The sequence below is a fragment of the Pedococcus sp. P2_F6 genome (assembly GCF_056403675.1).
In genome coordinates this window covers 398,567-411,997 of record NZ_JBFUEZ010000004.1, presented here as the reverse complement: position 1 = coordinate 411,997, position 13,431 = coordinate 398,567, and the positions used below count along the sequence as shown (strand labels likewise).

General features: G+C 70.4%; 11 protein-coding genes. 4 read left to right on the top strand and 7 right to left on the bottom strand.

The window, feature by feature from the left end:
* Positions 1-30: 30 nt before the first annotated feature.
* Complete coding sequence (locus AC1DWP_RS13390; RefSeq protein ID WP_477614967.1) at positions 31-1,056, bottom strand: hypothetical protein; 1,026 nt, start codon at positions 1,054-1,056, stop codon at positions 31-33.
* Positions 1,057-1,175: 119 nt separating this feature from the next.
* On the opposite strand from AC1DWP_RS13390, the gene AC1DWP_RS13385 reads away from it, so the two are divergent.
* The gene (locus tag AC1DWP_RS13385; RefSeq protein ID WP_477614966.1) at positions 1,176-1,847 is read left to right on the top strand and encodes a glycosyltransferase family 2 protein; all 672 of its coding nucleotides are present in this window, start codon (positions 1,176-1,178) and stop codon (positions 1,845-1,847) included.
* Positions 1,848-1,871: 24 nt separating this feature from the next.
* Positions 1,872-2,264 carry a DUF2304 family protein gene (locus AC1DWP_RS13380; protein WP_477614965.1) on the top strand — a complete coding sequence of 131 codons (393 nt, stop codon included), beginning with the start codon at positions 1,872-1,874 and terminating at the stop codon, positions 2,262-2,264.
* On the opposite strand, the gene AC1DWP_RS13375 is transcribed toward AC1DWP_RS13380, so the two are convergent.
* From AC1DWP_RS13375 to AC1DWP_RS13355, 5 genes are read right to left on the bottom strand one after another with little or no spacing between them, the layout of a single operon-like run.
* Positions 2,243-3,253, bottom strand: a complete 1,011-nt coding sequence (locus AC1DWP_RS13375; RefSeq protein ID WP_477614964.1) for a glycosyltransferase — start codon at positions 3,251-3,253, stop codon at positions 2,243-2,245. The genes AC1DWP_RS13380 and AC1DWP_RS13375 overlap by 22 nt on opposite strands.
* Positions 3,254-3,269: 16 nt before the next feature.
* Positions 3,270-4,085, bottom strand: a complete 816-nt coding sequence (locus AC1DWP_RS13370; protein ID WP_477614963.1) for a CDP-alcohol phosphatidyltransferase family protein — start codon at positions 4,083-4,085, stop codon at positions 3,270-3,272.
* Entirely contained in the window at positions 4,082-6,115 is a 2,034-nt protein-coding gene (locus AC1DWP_RS13365; RefSeq protein ID WP_477614962.1) for a DUF5941 domain-containing protein, read from the bottom strand. The genes AC1DWP_RS13370 and AC1DWP_RS13365 overlap by 4 nt, the downstream gene beginning before the upstream one ends.
* The gene (locus tag AC1DWP_RS13360) at positions 6,112-6,861 is read right to left on the bottom strand and encodes an ABC transporter ATP-binding protein (RefSeq protein WP_477614961.1); all 750 of its coding nucleotides are present in this window, start codon (positions 6,859-6,861) and stop codon (positions 6,112-6,114) included. The genes AC1DWP_RS13365 and AC1DWP_RS13360 overlap by 4 nt, the downstream gene beginning before the upstream one ends.
* A complete protein-coding gene (locus tag AC1DWP_RS13355; protein ID WP_477614960.1) occupies positions 6,861-7,670 on the bottom strand; it encodes an ABC transporter permease in 810 nt (269 codons plus the stop codon). The genes AC1DWP_RS13360 and AC1DWP_RS13355 overlap by 1 nt, the downstream gene beginning before the upstream one ends.
* A 226-nt stretch (positions 7,671-7,896) precedes the next feature.
* Here AC1DWP_RS13355 and AC1DWP_RS13350 point away from each other — a divergent pair, with 226 nt between their 5' ends.
* Together AC1DWP_RS13350 and AC1DWP_RS13345 are read left to right on the top strand one after the other, a co-directional pair.
* Entirely contained in the window at positions 7,897-9,705 is a 1,809-nt protein-coding gene (locus AC1DWP_RS13350) for a CDP-glycerol glycerophosphotransferase family protein (protein ID WP_477614959.1), read from the top strand.
* Positions 9,702-11,465, top strand: coding sequence for a CDP-glycerol glycerophosphotransferase family protein (locus AC1DWP_RS13345; protein WP_477614958.1), 1,764 nt, complete (start codon positions 9,702-9,704; stop codon positions 11,463-11,465). Before AC1DWP_RS13350 ends, AC1DWP_RS13345 begins: the two co-directional genes overlap by 4 nt.
* Before the next feature lie 48 nt (positions 11,466-11,513).
* On the opposite strand, the gene AC1DWP_RS13340 is transcribed toward AC1DWP_RS13345, so the two are convergent.
* Entirely contained in the window at positions 11,514-13,406 is a 1,893-nt protein-coding gene (locus AC1DWP_RS13340) for a glycosyltransferase family 2 protein (RefSeq protein WP_477614957.1), read from the bottom strand.
* Positions 13,407-13,431 lie beyond the last annotated feature (25 nt).

Sequence of the window (13,431 nt, the reverse complement as noted above, 5' to 3'; positions counted from 1 at the left end):
GCGGAAGGCGCCCGTTCCGGGCGGAGGTCGTCAGGCGACGGTGATCGGTTCGCGCGTTTCCCCCGGAGCCGGGATCGACGTCGGCATGCGTCCGGGCAGGTAGCTGGTGGCGGCCCGCAGCCACGCGCTGAAGCGCATGGGCTCATGGGTGTCGGCCACCGGCGTCGCGGGCGCCGCGCGCCTGCGCAGGTTGATGATGGCTCGTTGCGCCGGAGACGTGGTCCAGTACTCGACTGCGGCCACCGCGGTGGAGCCATCCCATCCCAGGATGTGCTCGAGCTCCTGCGGCGACCTCAGGTGCTGGACTCCGAGCTCGAGCTCGGACAGTGCCTTGGCGGCAGCGCGGTCCAGGTGCTCTCCGTAGAGCTCGGGCCAGACCCGCCGGTACTCGTTGGCCGTCGTCGTCTGCTCGCCGTCGACCCGAAGCCCGTCGCCATAGATCGCGATGTCGGCACCGAGGTGAGCCGCATACAGGACAGGGGTCGAGAGTCGGTTCGAGACCACCCGATCGGCTCGGCCGAGCATGGTCCACACCCGCCACAGGAAGGCAGGGTCGAGACGTTCCCCGAGCATCACGATGCGGTGCCCCGCAGCCCGGTAGGCGGAGACGATCTCCGGGTCCTGTGCGTCGGCGGCATACAGGCAGGCCGTCGCGGGCCCCTCCTTCTCGCGCCACATCCGTGCCAGGCCCGCGTGGTCGCCGCGGACCCGCTGGGTCTGAATGCCGTGCAGGGGCATGAGCACGACGCGGTCGTGCTCCTGCCGCGGCTCCGGTGTCGGGCCCGCAGCGGCAGCGAGGTAGGCGAACTGCGCCCCGATGGCCGTCGTCTCATGGGTCTCGTCCGAAGGCGACCAGGCTCGTGACGAGTGGGACCAGACCAGAAGCTTGCGGCGACCGTCACCGTGCAGGTTCGGGAAGTCCCTGAAGTGCGATCCGACCGGCGACACGGCCGTCCATCCATGCTGGACCAGCCCGTTGATGTGGCTCGGCCGGGCACGGTTCAGGTAGGCGGCCAGGCCCGCGCTGTGACCGTAGAAATGGTTCTGGGACTCCATGTCGACGAGGCTATCGGCAACGGTGCCCAGGGCACGCAGCCAGCCACCCGCGCCGGACCGGCGGCAGCGCAGCGTGGCGTTGGATCGAGTGGTCAGCCGAGCCGATACGCTGTGCTGCGATGGAGAATGATGACGTCTGGCTCGTGGTCCCCCTCTTCAACGAGGCGCAGGTCATCGGGGACGTGGTCCGTCATGCCCGTGAGACCTTTCCGAACGTCGTGTGCGTCGACGACGGGTCCAAGGACAACAGTGCTCAGGAGGCCGCCGCGGCCGGGGCTGTCGTCGTGCGACACCCCGTCAACCTCGGTCAGGGAGCGGCCCTCCAGACGGGCTTCGAGTATGCGCGCAGCGTCCCGGGCATGCGCTGGGTGGTCACCTTCGACGCCGACGGGCAGCACCAGACCTCCGACGTGGTGGAGATGCTCGACAAGGCCCGCGGCGAAGGGCTCGACGTCGTGTTCGGGTCGCGGTTCCTCGACAACCGCACCGATGCCGGCGCCCTGAAGAAGCTCGTCCTGCGCATGGCGGTGGGCTACACCAACCTCACCACGCACACGCGACTCACGGATGCCCACAACGGCCTGCGCGTCCTGTCGCGCGACGTGGTCGAGCGCATCGAGATCACCCAGAACCGCATGGCGCACGCCTCGGAGCTGGTCCAGCAGATCGGCGCCCTCGACGTGCGGTACGCCGAGAGCCCGGTGCACATCCTCTACACCGACTACTCCCGCGCCAAGGGGCAGTCCCTGTGGAACGCCGTGAACATCCTCGCCGAGCTGATTCTCCGATGAGCCTGCCGACCAGGAGCCTCTGACATGAAGATCGTGCTGATCCAGATCGTGCTGATCCTCGTGGTCCTGGCGGTGGCCGCGCGGCTGTTCCGCTCGCGCGGTGCCCGCGCCCAGGCCGTGCGGCGACTGGGGCTCCTGCTCTTCGCCGCCTTCGCCGTCGTCTCCATCCTGTTCCCCGACCTGTGGAACAAGATCGCCCGGGTGGCGGGGGTCGGACGCGGCACGGACATGGTGCTCTACGCGCTCGTCGTCGCCTTCCTCAGCTTCACCGTGACCACGTACCTGCGGTTCCGTGAGTTCGAGTCGCGCTACACCCGGCTCGCACGACGCCTGGCCCTGGACGAGACCCAACGGGACTTCCCGCAGCCCCCCGAGGGTGGTCGTGGCACGCTCGGTCAGCCGACCGACGAAGCCTGACGAACGCGCAACCGCGTCATCGCCCCCTGGGCGGCGTCGAGCAGTGTCGTGGCCGCCAGCCCGGCGCCGTCGCTGACCCGACCTCCGTGCAGCACCGCCGCGGCAACCTCCGTCACGTCCGAGCCACTCAGCTCCACCCCGGCTGGTCGGGGCGAGGAGTCCGTGGCGACGACTCGGGCGCCGGCCGCGAGGGCCTCTCGCACGACGACCGAGTCTCCGTCCCAGGCTGTCGGGCGCAGGAACACCCCCGTGCGGCGCAGCACCCCGTGGACCTCGTCCGGCGAGGAGTCGAAGCTCAGCTCGACCCAGGGCCGCCCGACGAGACGGGCGCGCAGGGCAGCCAGCTCGGGCCCGTCGTGACCGTAGGCCAGGACGCGGAGGCGGGCATCGGGCCAGACCTCACGGACCAGCGCCACGGCGTCGACGGCCAGCTCGGCACGGTAGTGCGCAAGCCCGGCGTTGGTCGCCACGGCGAGCAGGTGGGGGTCGCGAGCCGGGGCCTGCGCGTCGCCCTCACCGGCGGCCACTTGCTCCGCGGCGAACGGTGCGACCACCCTGACGCGACGGGCCAGGGACGCCGGAAGGCGTCGGCCGATCTCGTCGTTGACAGCCCAGATCTCGTCGTAGGCGCGCAGGACGAGCCTCAGCAGCCGCGCCTCCGAGGGGCGCATGGCATCGAGCTGACCGCCGACCGAACCGGAGTGGAGCACCAGCACGGTGCGTCCCGGGAGCACGGCGAACAGCGGTCCGAGGACGATCGCGCGCCACAGCCTGGTGATGTGGAACAGGTGCAGGGCACGTCGCCGCCACAGGTGCGGGAGGGCAGCCGCGGCACGCGCCGCCGACCCGGTGTCGACGTAGCGCACCCGATGGCCGGCAGCGGTCAGCTGTCGCGAGAGCTGGCGGTGGCTGGTGAGCACCCCACCGACCTCGCCGTCCTCCTGGGCCCACTGGAGCACCTGAACCCCTTGCGTACCAGTCGAATTCATGGCGACACCGCAGACCTCAGTCGAGCCGCGAGCTGGTGAGGACTCCCAGGAGATGACCCCCGGCCGTGATGATCGCCAGTGGAACCATGACGACCACCAGGACCTGAGTGCCGACCAGATCACCCCGCGTGACGTCCACGAGGCCGGCGACGAGGGCCAGGAGCGAGGCCTCGACCGCGACGAAGGCGCGGAAGATCGGCAGGTATCCCAGGGCACGACGGACCGCAGCCACACCCGAGACCTTGGACCGGGTCGTGGTGGCGACGTCCTCGAGCATGGGACGGCCGGTCTTGGCACGGGCCACGTGCACGAGATCGGTGAAGGCCTTGTTCAGCAGGACGAGGACCGCGACGAGCAGACCCAGGACGGTCCAGCCACTGACGTCGAGCGGATCGGACAGCGACCAGCCGTCGGCGCGCAGGCCCAGGGCGACAGGGATCGAGGCCTCCGTGAGGTAGTGCCCGACCCGGTCCAGGTAGATCCCGGCTGGGGAGAACCGCTGTCGCCATCGAGCCACCTCGCCGTCGCTGCAGTCGAGCAGGATCTGCAGCTGCATCGCGAGGACGCAGAGCAGCGGCCCGACCAGTCCGCCCAGGGGCAGGGCCAGGGCGCCCAGCACCCCCACCACGATCATCAGCCAGGTGACGCCGTTCGGCGTGATCCCGGTCGGCAGCATCGCCCTGGTGGCGTAGATCGAGAGGTGCCGGATGTACAGGGCGCCGGACCAGTGCTCCGCGTTGTAGCGCGCGATGTGCTCCGGAGGCTGGGCCACGGCACGCAGCTCGGCCATCGTCGGCCGGTTGTCCGTGGGGTCGTGGGCGAGCTGGCTCATGTCGGGATCCCACCACGCAGCGGATCTTCCTGGGCACCGATCCAGCGACGCCAGCCGAAGAACGACTCGGTGACGTAGGTGGCGAAGAGGGCCGCGGCCGCCACCCACAACATCGGAACCACGACTGCGGGTGCAACCGCGGCGACCACGAGCAGCACGACCAGTCGGCCATCGGTACCCAGCCCGACCCGCGCCAGCCAGCCAGCCGGGGCGGTCCCGGTGTCACGCAGCCGGTAGACCACGTCGTAGCGGTGGTAGGCCACCGCGGCGAGGTAGGCGAAGGCGGCTGCGGTCTGCTCGCCCAGCGTGTGGTGCACGAGCACGCCGACGACCAGGACCTCGGCCGCCCACAGTGCGGCTGGTGCCTGCCAGGCCAACGGGTGGTGGACCGGCGGCTGCCAGCCACAGGCCACGAGGGCACCGCCCAGGAGCGCCACAGTCGCCGCACTGCCGACCCTGTCGGCCCAGAGCAGGAGCGGCACCGCGACGACCAGGACGGTGGCACCCAGCACTCCCACCGCGAAAGGGGCCCGCCACAGCCTGCCCAGGAGGACGGCGATCGGACCGAGGTCGAGCTGCTCGTCGAGGCGACCCCTCACCGTGGCCCGCTCGGCCAGCGACCAGGTCGGGTCCCGGCGCGCGAGGACGGCGGCGAGCCGTCCACCCTGGGTCCAGGCGACGGCGAGGCCGACCGCGATGAGCAGCGTCCACAGCACCAGCATCGGACGGCCGGTCAGCAACGTGAGGGAGATGAGGAGGTAGCGCTCGGCAATCGGCATGTGCACGACCTTCTTCGCCCAGTGCACCGCCTGCGTGCGGCCCGTGGGCGGCCCGGCGAAGGTCGTCCGCGCCCCCTGCGGCGAAAGGTCGTGGGCTGACGTGACAGGGAGGACATCTGCGCTGCTGCGCCGCGAACCACGAAGCCTGTCCTCGTAGGCGTAGTCCTCGAGGTGTCGGAGCGTGACCACCGCCATCGCGGCCAGGGCAACGGGCCAGCCATCTGCCCCTTGGCGCACCGCGACCGACGCGACCGCCGCCAGCACGGCATACTCCTTGACCCTGTCGCCGACGGCATCGAGGAAGGCTCCCAGCGGGCTGAACCGCCTCGTGAACCGGGCGATCTCACCGTCCACACAGTCGACCACGAGGGCCACCAGCAGCAGGACCGCGGCAAGGGCCCACGCCCACCGGGCGCCGGTGGCGACGAGGAGCGCCGCGAGGATCCCGAAGGCCAGCGACACGACCGTGACGACGTTGGGTGTCCAGCCCATGCCGAGGCCCACCCCGGTGAGGCGCCGGGACAGCGGCCGCACCGCGAACGTGGAGAAGAAGCCGTCGCCACCGCGAGACGCACCACGCAGCCGCTGGCGCCACGGGTCGCCCGCTGCACCGTTCGCACGCACGCCGGTGCGCGCCCAGTCGAAGGGGCCCAGCGCACCCGCCTGCACGGCGAGGCCGCCGCGGACGAGCACGAGGGTGACCGCGGCAACCCGGTCTGCGCCCCAGCTCGGCTCGGCCGACGGTGCGGCGTCCCGGAGCAGCGCAGCCGCCCGTGACCGGTCGGCGGCCGCGACGCGCACGATTCCGGGAAGCGCGGAGGTGGGGTTGCCCGCGATGTGCGACGACGTGCCGACAGACTCGACCAGCTTGCCGTCGCGGCCGACGCGGCCGGGGGTCACGACGTCGACGCCCTCGACGAGCGCAAGGGGGTCGGCAACCAGTGCGGCCGTGTGCACTCCGGGCCTGTCGAGGAGGTCGAGCAACGCGACCCAGGAGATCTCGAGGTCGGCCGCCGCGATGACGGCGGGCCCGTCGTCGGCCTGTCCCAGCACATCGGCCAGCGTCTCGAACTGTGCTGCCAGGGTGGCCTCCGCCACCCGAACCAGAGCCGAGATCCCCAGTGCCGCAAAGACTTCCGCGACACCTTCTCCAGTCCCCGGACCGAGGAGGACAGCCAAGGCGCCGGCCGAGTAACCGTGGACGCTGCGGGCTGCGTCGTCGCCGACCGAGGGAGGCGAGGTACGGCTCACGCCCCGGCGTCCAGGTCGTGGTTGTAGCGGTCGAGCACGTCGAGCATCGGCCCGTCCATGAGCAGCTCGCCGCGCTTGAGGTAGAGGCCCCTGGTGCTGAACCGCTTGAGGTCGCCCTCCGAGTGGGAGACGAGGAACAGCGTGCGACCGTCGGCCAGCAGCGACTCCATGCGCTGGTAGCACTTCTCGCGAAAGGCCCGGTCACCCACCGCGAGGACCTCGTCGACCAGCACGATGGGTTCATCCAGGGTCGTGACGACGGCGAACCCGAGGCGCACCTTCATGCCCGAGGAGAAGTGCCGGTACGGCGTGTCCAGGCCATCGCGCACCTCAGGGCCGGCGAAGTCGACGATGTCGTCGAAGCGTGCCTCGACGTCGGACTTGGACAGGCCGTGCAGACCAGCGGTGAGGTAGATGTTGTCGCGGGCGGACAGCTCGCCCACAAAGCCACCCGTCAGCTCGATCAGGGGCGCGACACCACCACGGACGGTGACCGAACCCTCGTCAGGGAGCAGGACACCGGCGATCATCTTGAGCAACGTGCTCTTGCCGCCGCCATTGCCGCCCACGAGTCCCACTGCCTCACCGGCCTGGATGTCGAAGCTGATGTTGCGCAGTGCCCAGAAGGTTTCCTTGGCGGCTCCGCTGCGACCGTGGAAGAGCATCTCGCGCAGCTGCATCCGCCGCCGACGGGACCGGTAGAACTCGATTCCGAGGTCGTGCACGGAGATCACTGGATCAACCATCAGATCTCCTTGAGGACGGCGCGCTCGAGTCGGCCGAAGACCGAGACCCCGACGAACAGGAGGATGACCGACATCACCGCGGACACCCCGACGGCTTCCCACACGATGGGGTGCTTGTCGTGCGCGAACAGACCGGCCCGCATGATCTCCAGGATTCCGGTCATGGGGTTGAGCCAGGTGATCATGTCGTACGGCTTGGGCACCAGGCGGCTGGCATAGATCACGGGGGTGGCGTAGAAGAGCATCCGGATGACGATGCGGATGACGCGCTGGGTATCGGTCACCAGGGCGGTCACCGGAGCCAGGATCAGGCCGATGCCGATGAGCGCCACTGCCTGGATGACGATGCCGACCGGGAACAGCGCGAGCCAGCCGTTGAGGTGGACGTCGCCCTTGACCATGTACACGACGAGGAAGAAGAGCAGCACCGGCAAGGACAGCAGGTACTCGATCCCCTTGGACAGCACCACGCGGAGCACCCACATCTCGCGCGGCAGGTTGGTGGACCGCACCAGCTTCGCCTCCTGGATGAGGGAGCGCGACGTGTCCGTGAGCGAGCCCGAGAACCACTGCCACGACAAGAGCCCGACGACCAGGAAGAGGAAGTACGGCTCGTGACCGAGGTCCTTGCGCTTGAAGATGTAGACGAAGACGAGGAAGTAGATCAGCGACATCAACAGCGGATCGAGGATGGTCCAGAGGTAACCCAGGACGCTGCGCGAGTACCGCACACGCAGGTCGCGGATGACAAGGGTCCACAGCACGCTGCGCCTGGCCAGGATCGCCTGGGTGCGCGTGATGATCCTCATGTGTCCTGCCTGTCGTGGATGCGGGGGTGCCGGCACGATTCGTTCGCATCATCTCGCGTGCGATCCGACGACCGAGGGTACGCCACACCGCGCGGCCCCTTCAGTCACGCCGCCTCGAAGAGACGGCCTGCGACCCCGGTATCCTCGGCGCAGCGCTGGGGACACCATCCAGCGCCCCCCTACGCCCAGCCGCCCAGCCGCCCAGCCGCCCCGACGAACGGACACCATGACGCGCACGACCTCCGCCCTGCGCAGGCCCGACGTGCAGGTCAGCCTCGCCTGGGTGCTGAGCGCGGTCGTCATGGTGCTGGCGGCAGTCCTCGCGTGGGGCTGGGTGCTCGCGGTCGCGCTGGTCGTCAACTACCTGGCCGACGCCGCGTTCTACCGCGTCGACGAACGCGCAGTGACGTGGTTCAACGACCGCGAGATGGCACCCGTCAACCGGCACCTGCTCCGGGAGGGCGCAGCGCTCCTCGGCTGGGCGATGGTGCGCAGCCCCTCGGCCCTCGAGGTGACCGTCGCGCTGGCAGGGGTGGCGGTCGTCCACGGCGCCCACACGGCATACCGCATCATCGGGGCGCGCAACCGGCGGCGCCGGCGCGGTCGGGTGTGGTGGCGCGGGCTGGACGTCGGCGGCGCCGACAGCGGCCCCGAGATCCTGCCTCCCACGCTGCCCAGCCTGGGGCCGGTGGAAGGTGCCCAGTTCGCGCTCCACGTGGACGTGCCGCTCGTCGTCGGACTCTGGCTGTCGTGGACGCTCGGGGCGGCGTGGCCCGTCTGGGCAGCCTTCGTGCTCGTGGTGGGGGGAGCGGGGTTCGTGGTGCTGCGGGCGCTGGCGCGCCGTCGCCTGGTCGGTCGGCTCGCCACGCCGGCCCAGGAACGGTCAGGAGTCTTCGCCGCCCTGCAGGAGCTGGCGCCCGAGGTGGTCGTCTACTTCAGCGGCGGCCCCGACACGACCTACCAGCTCAACGTGTGGCTCGAGACCATCGACCGCATCGAGCAACCGACGGTCATCTTCATCCGCGAGAGCCTTCACCTCGATGCGCTGCTGCCGACCCGCACACCCGTCCTCGTCCTGCCCCGGGCCCAGGACGTCGAAGCCTTCCAGCTGCCGTCGATGCGGGTGGCGCTCTACCCGACGACCGTCATCAAGAACAACCACATGATCCGGTTGCGGGGGCTGCGGCACGTCTTCATCAACCACGGCGACGGCGACAAGTCGGTGACCTACAGCCCGCTGCACCGGGTCTTCGACGAGATCTGGGTCGCGGGTGCGGCAGCGCGCGACCGATACCTCCAGCGCGGCGAGGGCGTCCGCGCCGAGCAGCTGGTCACCGTCGGGCGACCTCAGCTGGCCAGCATCCAGGCGGTCCCTGACGGTGCCCGCGGCGCCTCCCCACTCACCGTCCTCTACGCCCCCACGTGGGAGGGCAACTTCGAGGGAGTCAACTACTCGTCGGTCGCGCCGATGGGCGTGGCCCTGGTCGATGCCCTGCTGCAGTCCGACCGTGACATCCGGGTGCTGTTCAAGGCCCATCCCGCGACGGGCACCCGACTCGACGCCGCCGCGACGGCCCGCGCCGACATCGAGCGCCGACTGTCCGGCGCGGGTCCGCACGAGGTCGTGGGAACCGAACCCGATGCCCTGTACCGGGCCTTCAACGACGCCGACGTGCTCATCGCCGACATCTCCAGCGTCGTCGCCGACTTCCTCGCGTCGCGCAAGCCCTACCTGGTCACCAACCCGAAGAACATCCCGCTGGCAGACTTCCGCCGGGAGTTCCCCAGCACTGCTGGAGGCGGGGTCGTCACCCTCGACCCGAACTCCGTGGTCGCCGCGATCGAGGACGCCGCCGGGGCGGACAGCCTGCGCCCGCGCCGTCTCGAGCTCGCCACGTACTTCCTCGGCGACCCCGTCAGCGATCCCATTGCCCGGTTCACCGACGAGGTGACTCGCGCCTGTCAGCGCAGCGAGGAGGCCCTCGCACGGACGGTGGCTGCTGCCCAGGCCGCGGCGCAGGAGGAGGACGCGTGAGGAAGTACCTGCCAGTCATCGGCATGCTCGGGACAGGGTTCGCCCTGCTCGTGCTGGCCCTGCCGGTCGCCGAGGCCTTCCCCCGCGTCGCCGCGGCGCTGTTCGCCGCAGGCACGCTCGTCGGTCTCGCGGGCGAGATGCTGGTGCGCGAGCGCGACGACGTGGCGGAGGCGCTGGAGGGGTTCGGCGCCGGCCTGTCCGTCCGCACCGGTCTGCGTGGACTGCTCCTCGGGGGGCTTGCCGTGACAGCGCTCCGCAGCGACGACGGAGGCTTCGTGGTCGTCGCGACCACCCTCATCGTGACCTGGCTGGCACGGCTCGCCATGCAGGTGCTGGTCGCCGATGCCGTCGGCCACCGCCTGTCCCCCGTCACCTGGCGCAACTTCGACGTGCCCGGTGTCGTCCGACATCCACCCCTGGCACCGCGCCTGCTCGCGGAGGCCCAGCGCTGGATCTCAGGGGCCACCCTGGCCCTGGTGGTCGGGGTACTGGTCCCGCTCGCTGGGGGTCCTGCCGGCGCCACGCGGGTTGCCGCATCTGTGGCCGTCCTGATCTGCGGGCTGTTCGTGTCGTTCGCGCTGGTCGACGCCTTGCGGGCACGCCGGGACACGCCCCACGAGAAGACGGTCGACCTGCTCGCCGCCGCACTGCGCGAGTCCGCACCCGAGGCGGTGTTCTACTACAGCCGTCCCGAAGCCGTCGGCTACATCGCGAACGTGTGGGTTCCGACCCTCGAGCGCATCGACCGCAAGGTCGTGATCATCGTGCGAGAGCCCTACAACGAGCCCCTTGTGGCGACCGAGACGCTCCCCGTCATCATGGTCAGCCGCCCAGGTGACATCGAGCGAGTCGTGCCATCGTCCGTGCGCATCGCCCTCTACCCGTCGAACGTCGCCACGAACAACCACCTGCTCCGTCTGCCCGGCATCGTCGACGTCTTCGTCGGCCACGGCGACAGCGACAAGGGCGGCAGCGCCACGGTCCTCACGAGGATCTTCGACGAGGCGTGGGTGAGTGGGCCCGCTGCCCGCGACCGGTATCGAGTGGCCGACGTCGGCGTGCGGGACGAGCAGGTGCGGGAGATCGGGCGTCCGCAGCTGGCGGAGATCCGCCGAGTCGCCGCGCCCCTCGCCGAGGACCACCACGGCGACGACGGCGACAGCACCTGGGAGTACACCGTGCTCTACGCGCCCACCCGTGAGGGATTCTTCGCCCAGTGGGAGTACTCCTCGATCCTCAGCCAGGGCCGGGTCATCCTCGAGACGCTGCTGGCCATGCCTGGCGTCCGCGTGCTGTTCAAGCCGCACCCCGGCACCGGCACCGACGACCCGGCCTTCGGCGACGAGGTCGAGGCGCTCAAGGACCTGGTGACCGCCGCCGGGGCCCCGCACGAGGTCGTCACCGGCTCGGAAGGCCTCTACCAGGCCTTCAACCGCGCCGACCTGCTGGTCAGTGACATCTCGAGCGTCATCACGGACTTCCTGGCCTCGGGCAAGCCGTACGTCGTGACCCGCTTCGGCACCGCTTCGGACGACCGCTTCCGGCTCGAGTTCCCCTCGGCCGGCGGTGCCTACATCCTCAGCGGCGACGGCAGCGACATCGCCGAGCAGGTCCGGGACGCCCGCGACGTCGACTCGCTCAGCGCAGTCCGCGCCACGACCGCGGCGTACCTGCTGGGTGACCAGACGGGCGACCCGGTGGCGCGCTTCGACCGAGCCTTCGACGACGCCGTTGCCGCGTGGGGCCGAGTCACCGCCTGAAGGGCCGGGTCACCGCCTGAAGGGCGGCGTCAACGGCTGAGGGCCGCGTCAGCGCTTGAGAGATCGGCGGGCGCGGGCGGCCAGGCGGGTCAGGCGCTCGACCGTGGTCGGTCCCGCGGTGGCCCTGCGGGTGCTGACTCCGAGCGGCGAGACCACGACCACTTCGAGCAGTCGCACGGCACCCCACGGTCCCGGCGCCGACAGGGTCAGCTCGTACGTGCCTGGGCGCAGCTGGTCACCCTCCGGAGCGGTGGCCACCCAGGTGGGACCACCCTCCGTGGCGACCTTCCACGAGGTGCGGTGTCCGTCGGCGCGACGCAGCCCCAGACTCCCCTGGCCGCTGGCCCCGGCGAGATGGACGTTGGGGGCGATCTCGACGGTGGTGCGTGAGGCCGACCGCACGGCGGACTTGGCGAGCAGGGTCCGCGCGCGGTCCTTGGGGATGCCGACGTTGAGGCTGAGGTTGCGGTGCGGGTCGGTGTCAAACCGCTCGACGAGCCGTCCACCCGGCTCCACGAACAGGTCCGGCACCCGGAGTCCGTCGCGGCGGTCTGCGCCCATCCGCTGCTGCCGGGCCCACCCGAAGCAGCCGAGCCGGAGGTAGAAGTCCTGCTTGCCGGAGCGCAGCGGCGAGCCACCCGCGGCGGTCGCGGGGTCGACCGTCGCGGTCCCCCGCCACACCACCTGCTTGCCGCTCCCACTCGGCTCCAGGGAGACCTCCAGTGGGGCGGGCAGGAACCACTCGTCACGCAGGTCGCGGTGGCGCAGGACGACGTCGCCGTATGCCGCGTCGACCTGGTCGTCGACGCGCCGCTCCTCGTCGGTGGCGGCGTCGCCGACCACAGCCCTGGGCAGGTAGAGCTTTCCGTCGCGGGACTCGAGGACGAGCGGACTGCCCCGATGGGTCAGTCGCACCTCGACGTCCACCTCGAAGGTGGAGCCGACCGTGCGCATACCGGTGAGGACCGCGAGCGCCTTGACGGCGTTGTACTCACGCGCGAGGGCGAGGATCTGCTCCCGGTCTCCACCGCGGACGATGCCGGCCCGCACGCGCATGGCGGCGCCCATGCCCTGGTCGACCGTGAGCGGGAAACGCTCCTCGAGCAGGGCACGGACCTCTCGCAGCAGCGCCTCGAAGAAGTCCTCGGGGTGCTTGAGAACCTTGCCGCCGCCCAGGCGACCGAGCAGCTCGACGCGCAGGAAGCGGCGGTAGAAGTGGTCGCGCTCCTCGCCGGGCTCGGTGTGCGCGTCGACGACGTCGAGCACCTCGCGGAGGTTGGCGTAGTAGATGGCCGGGTCGAAGCGCTTCGAGCCGGCGTTGCCGCCGTCGGGTCGGCGCAGGTAGCGGTAGCAGACGTAGTCGCCGACGATGGTCGCCGCCTTGGCCTGGAAGTAGGCCTTCGCCATGTAGAGCTGGTCCTCGAGGCGCCGGGCGCCCTCGGGGTAGCGGATCCCCTTCTCGCGCAGGAACTCCGCGCGGAACATCTTGTGCGGGGTGAGGCTCTCCATGAGGGGTGCGTCGAACACGGTGCAGGACGGGCGATGGGTGCGGTAGACCTCGTGGTTGACCCCCCGGAAGTCACTGATGACCTTGCCCAGCACGACGTCGGCGCCGTGGGCCGCAGCCAGGGTGTGCATCCGCTCGAGGGCTTCGGGCTCCATCGTGTCGTCCTGGTCCACGAACATGACGTAGTCGCCCTTGGCCTGGTCCGCCCCGATGTTCCGTGGCTTCCCCGGCCAGCCCGAGTTGGGGATCGGGATCACCGTCACCTGGGGGTGCTTGGCAGCGACGGCACGCAGTTTCGCCAGGGAGTCGTCGGTCGAACCGTCGTCGACGAAGATGAGCTCGAGCTCCTCGGCGGGCAGGGTCTGTCCGAGCAGGGACTCGATACAGGGGTCGATGTACGGTCCCGGGTTGTACACCGGCACGACCACGCTCACCTTTACCGACACTGGACTCCCTCTC

What these genes read in the sequence shown, in the direction of transcription:
- AC1DWP_RS13390 (WP_477614967.1), bottom strand. Translation starts at nt 1,056, where the DNA reads ATGGAGTCCCAGAACCATTTCTACGGTCACAGCGCGGGCCTGGCCGCC.
- AC1DWP_RS13385 (WP_477614966.1), top strand. Translation starts at nt 1,176, where the DNA reads ATGGAGAATGATGACGTCTGGCTCGTGGTCCCCCTCTTCAACGAGGCG.
- AC1DWP_RS13380 (WP_477614965.1), top strand. Translation starts at nt 1,872, where the DNA reads ATGAAGATCGTGCTGATCCAGATCGTGCTGATCCTCGTGGTCCTGGCG.
- AC1DWP_RS13375 (WP_477614964.1), bottom strand. Translation starts at nt 3,253, where the DNA reads ATGAATTCGACTGGTACGCAAGGGGTTCAGGTGCTCCAGTGGGCCCAG.
- AC1DWP_RS13370 (WP_477614963.1), bottom strand. Translation starts at nt 4,085, where the DNA reads ATGAGCCAGCTCGCCCACGACCCCACGGACAACCGGCCGACGATGGCC.
- AC1DWP_RS13360 (WP_477614961.1), bottom strand. Translation starts at nt 6,861, where the DNA reads ATGGTTGATCCAGTGATCTCCGTGCACGACCTCGGAATCGAGTTCTAC.
- AC1DWP_RS13355 (WP_477614960.1), bottom strand. Translation starts at nt 7,670, where the DNA reads ATGAGGATCATCACGCGCACCCAGGCGATCCTGGCCAGGCGCAGCGTG.
- AC1DWP_RS13350 (WP_477614959.1), top strand. Translation starts at nt 7,897, where the DNA reads ATGACGCGCACGACCTCCGCCCTGCGCAGGCCCGACGTGCAGGTCAGC.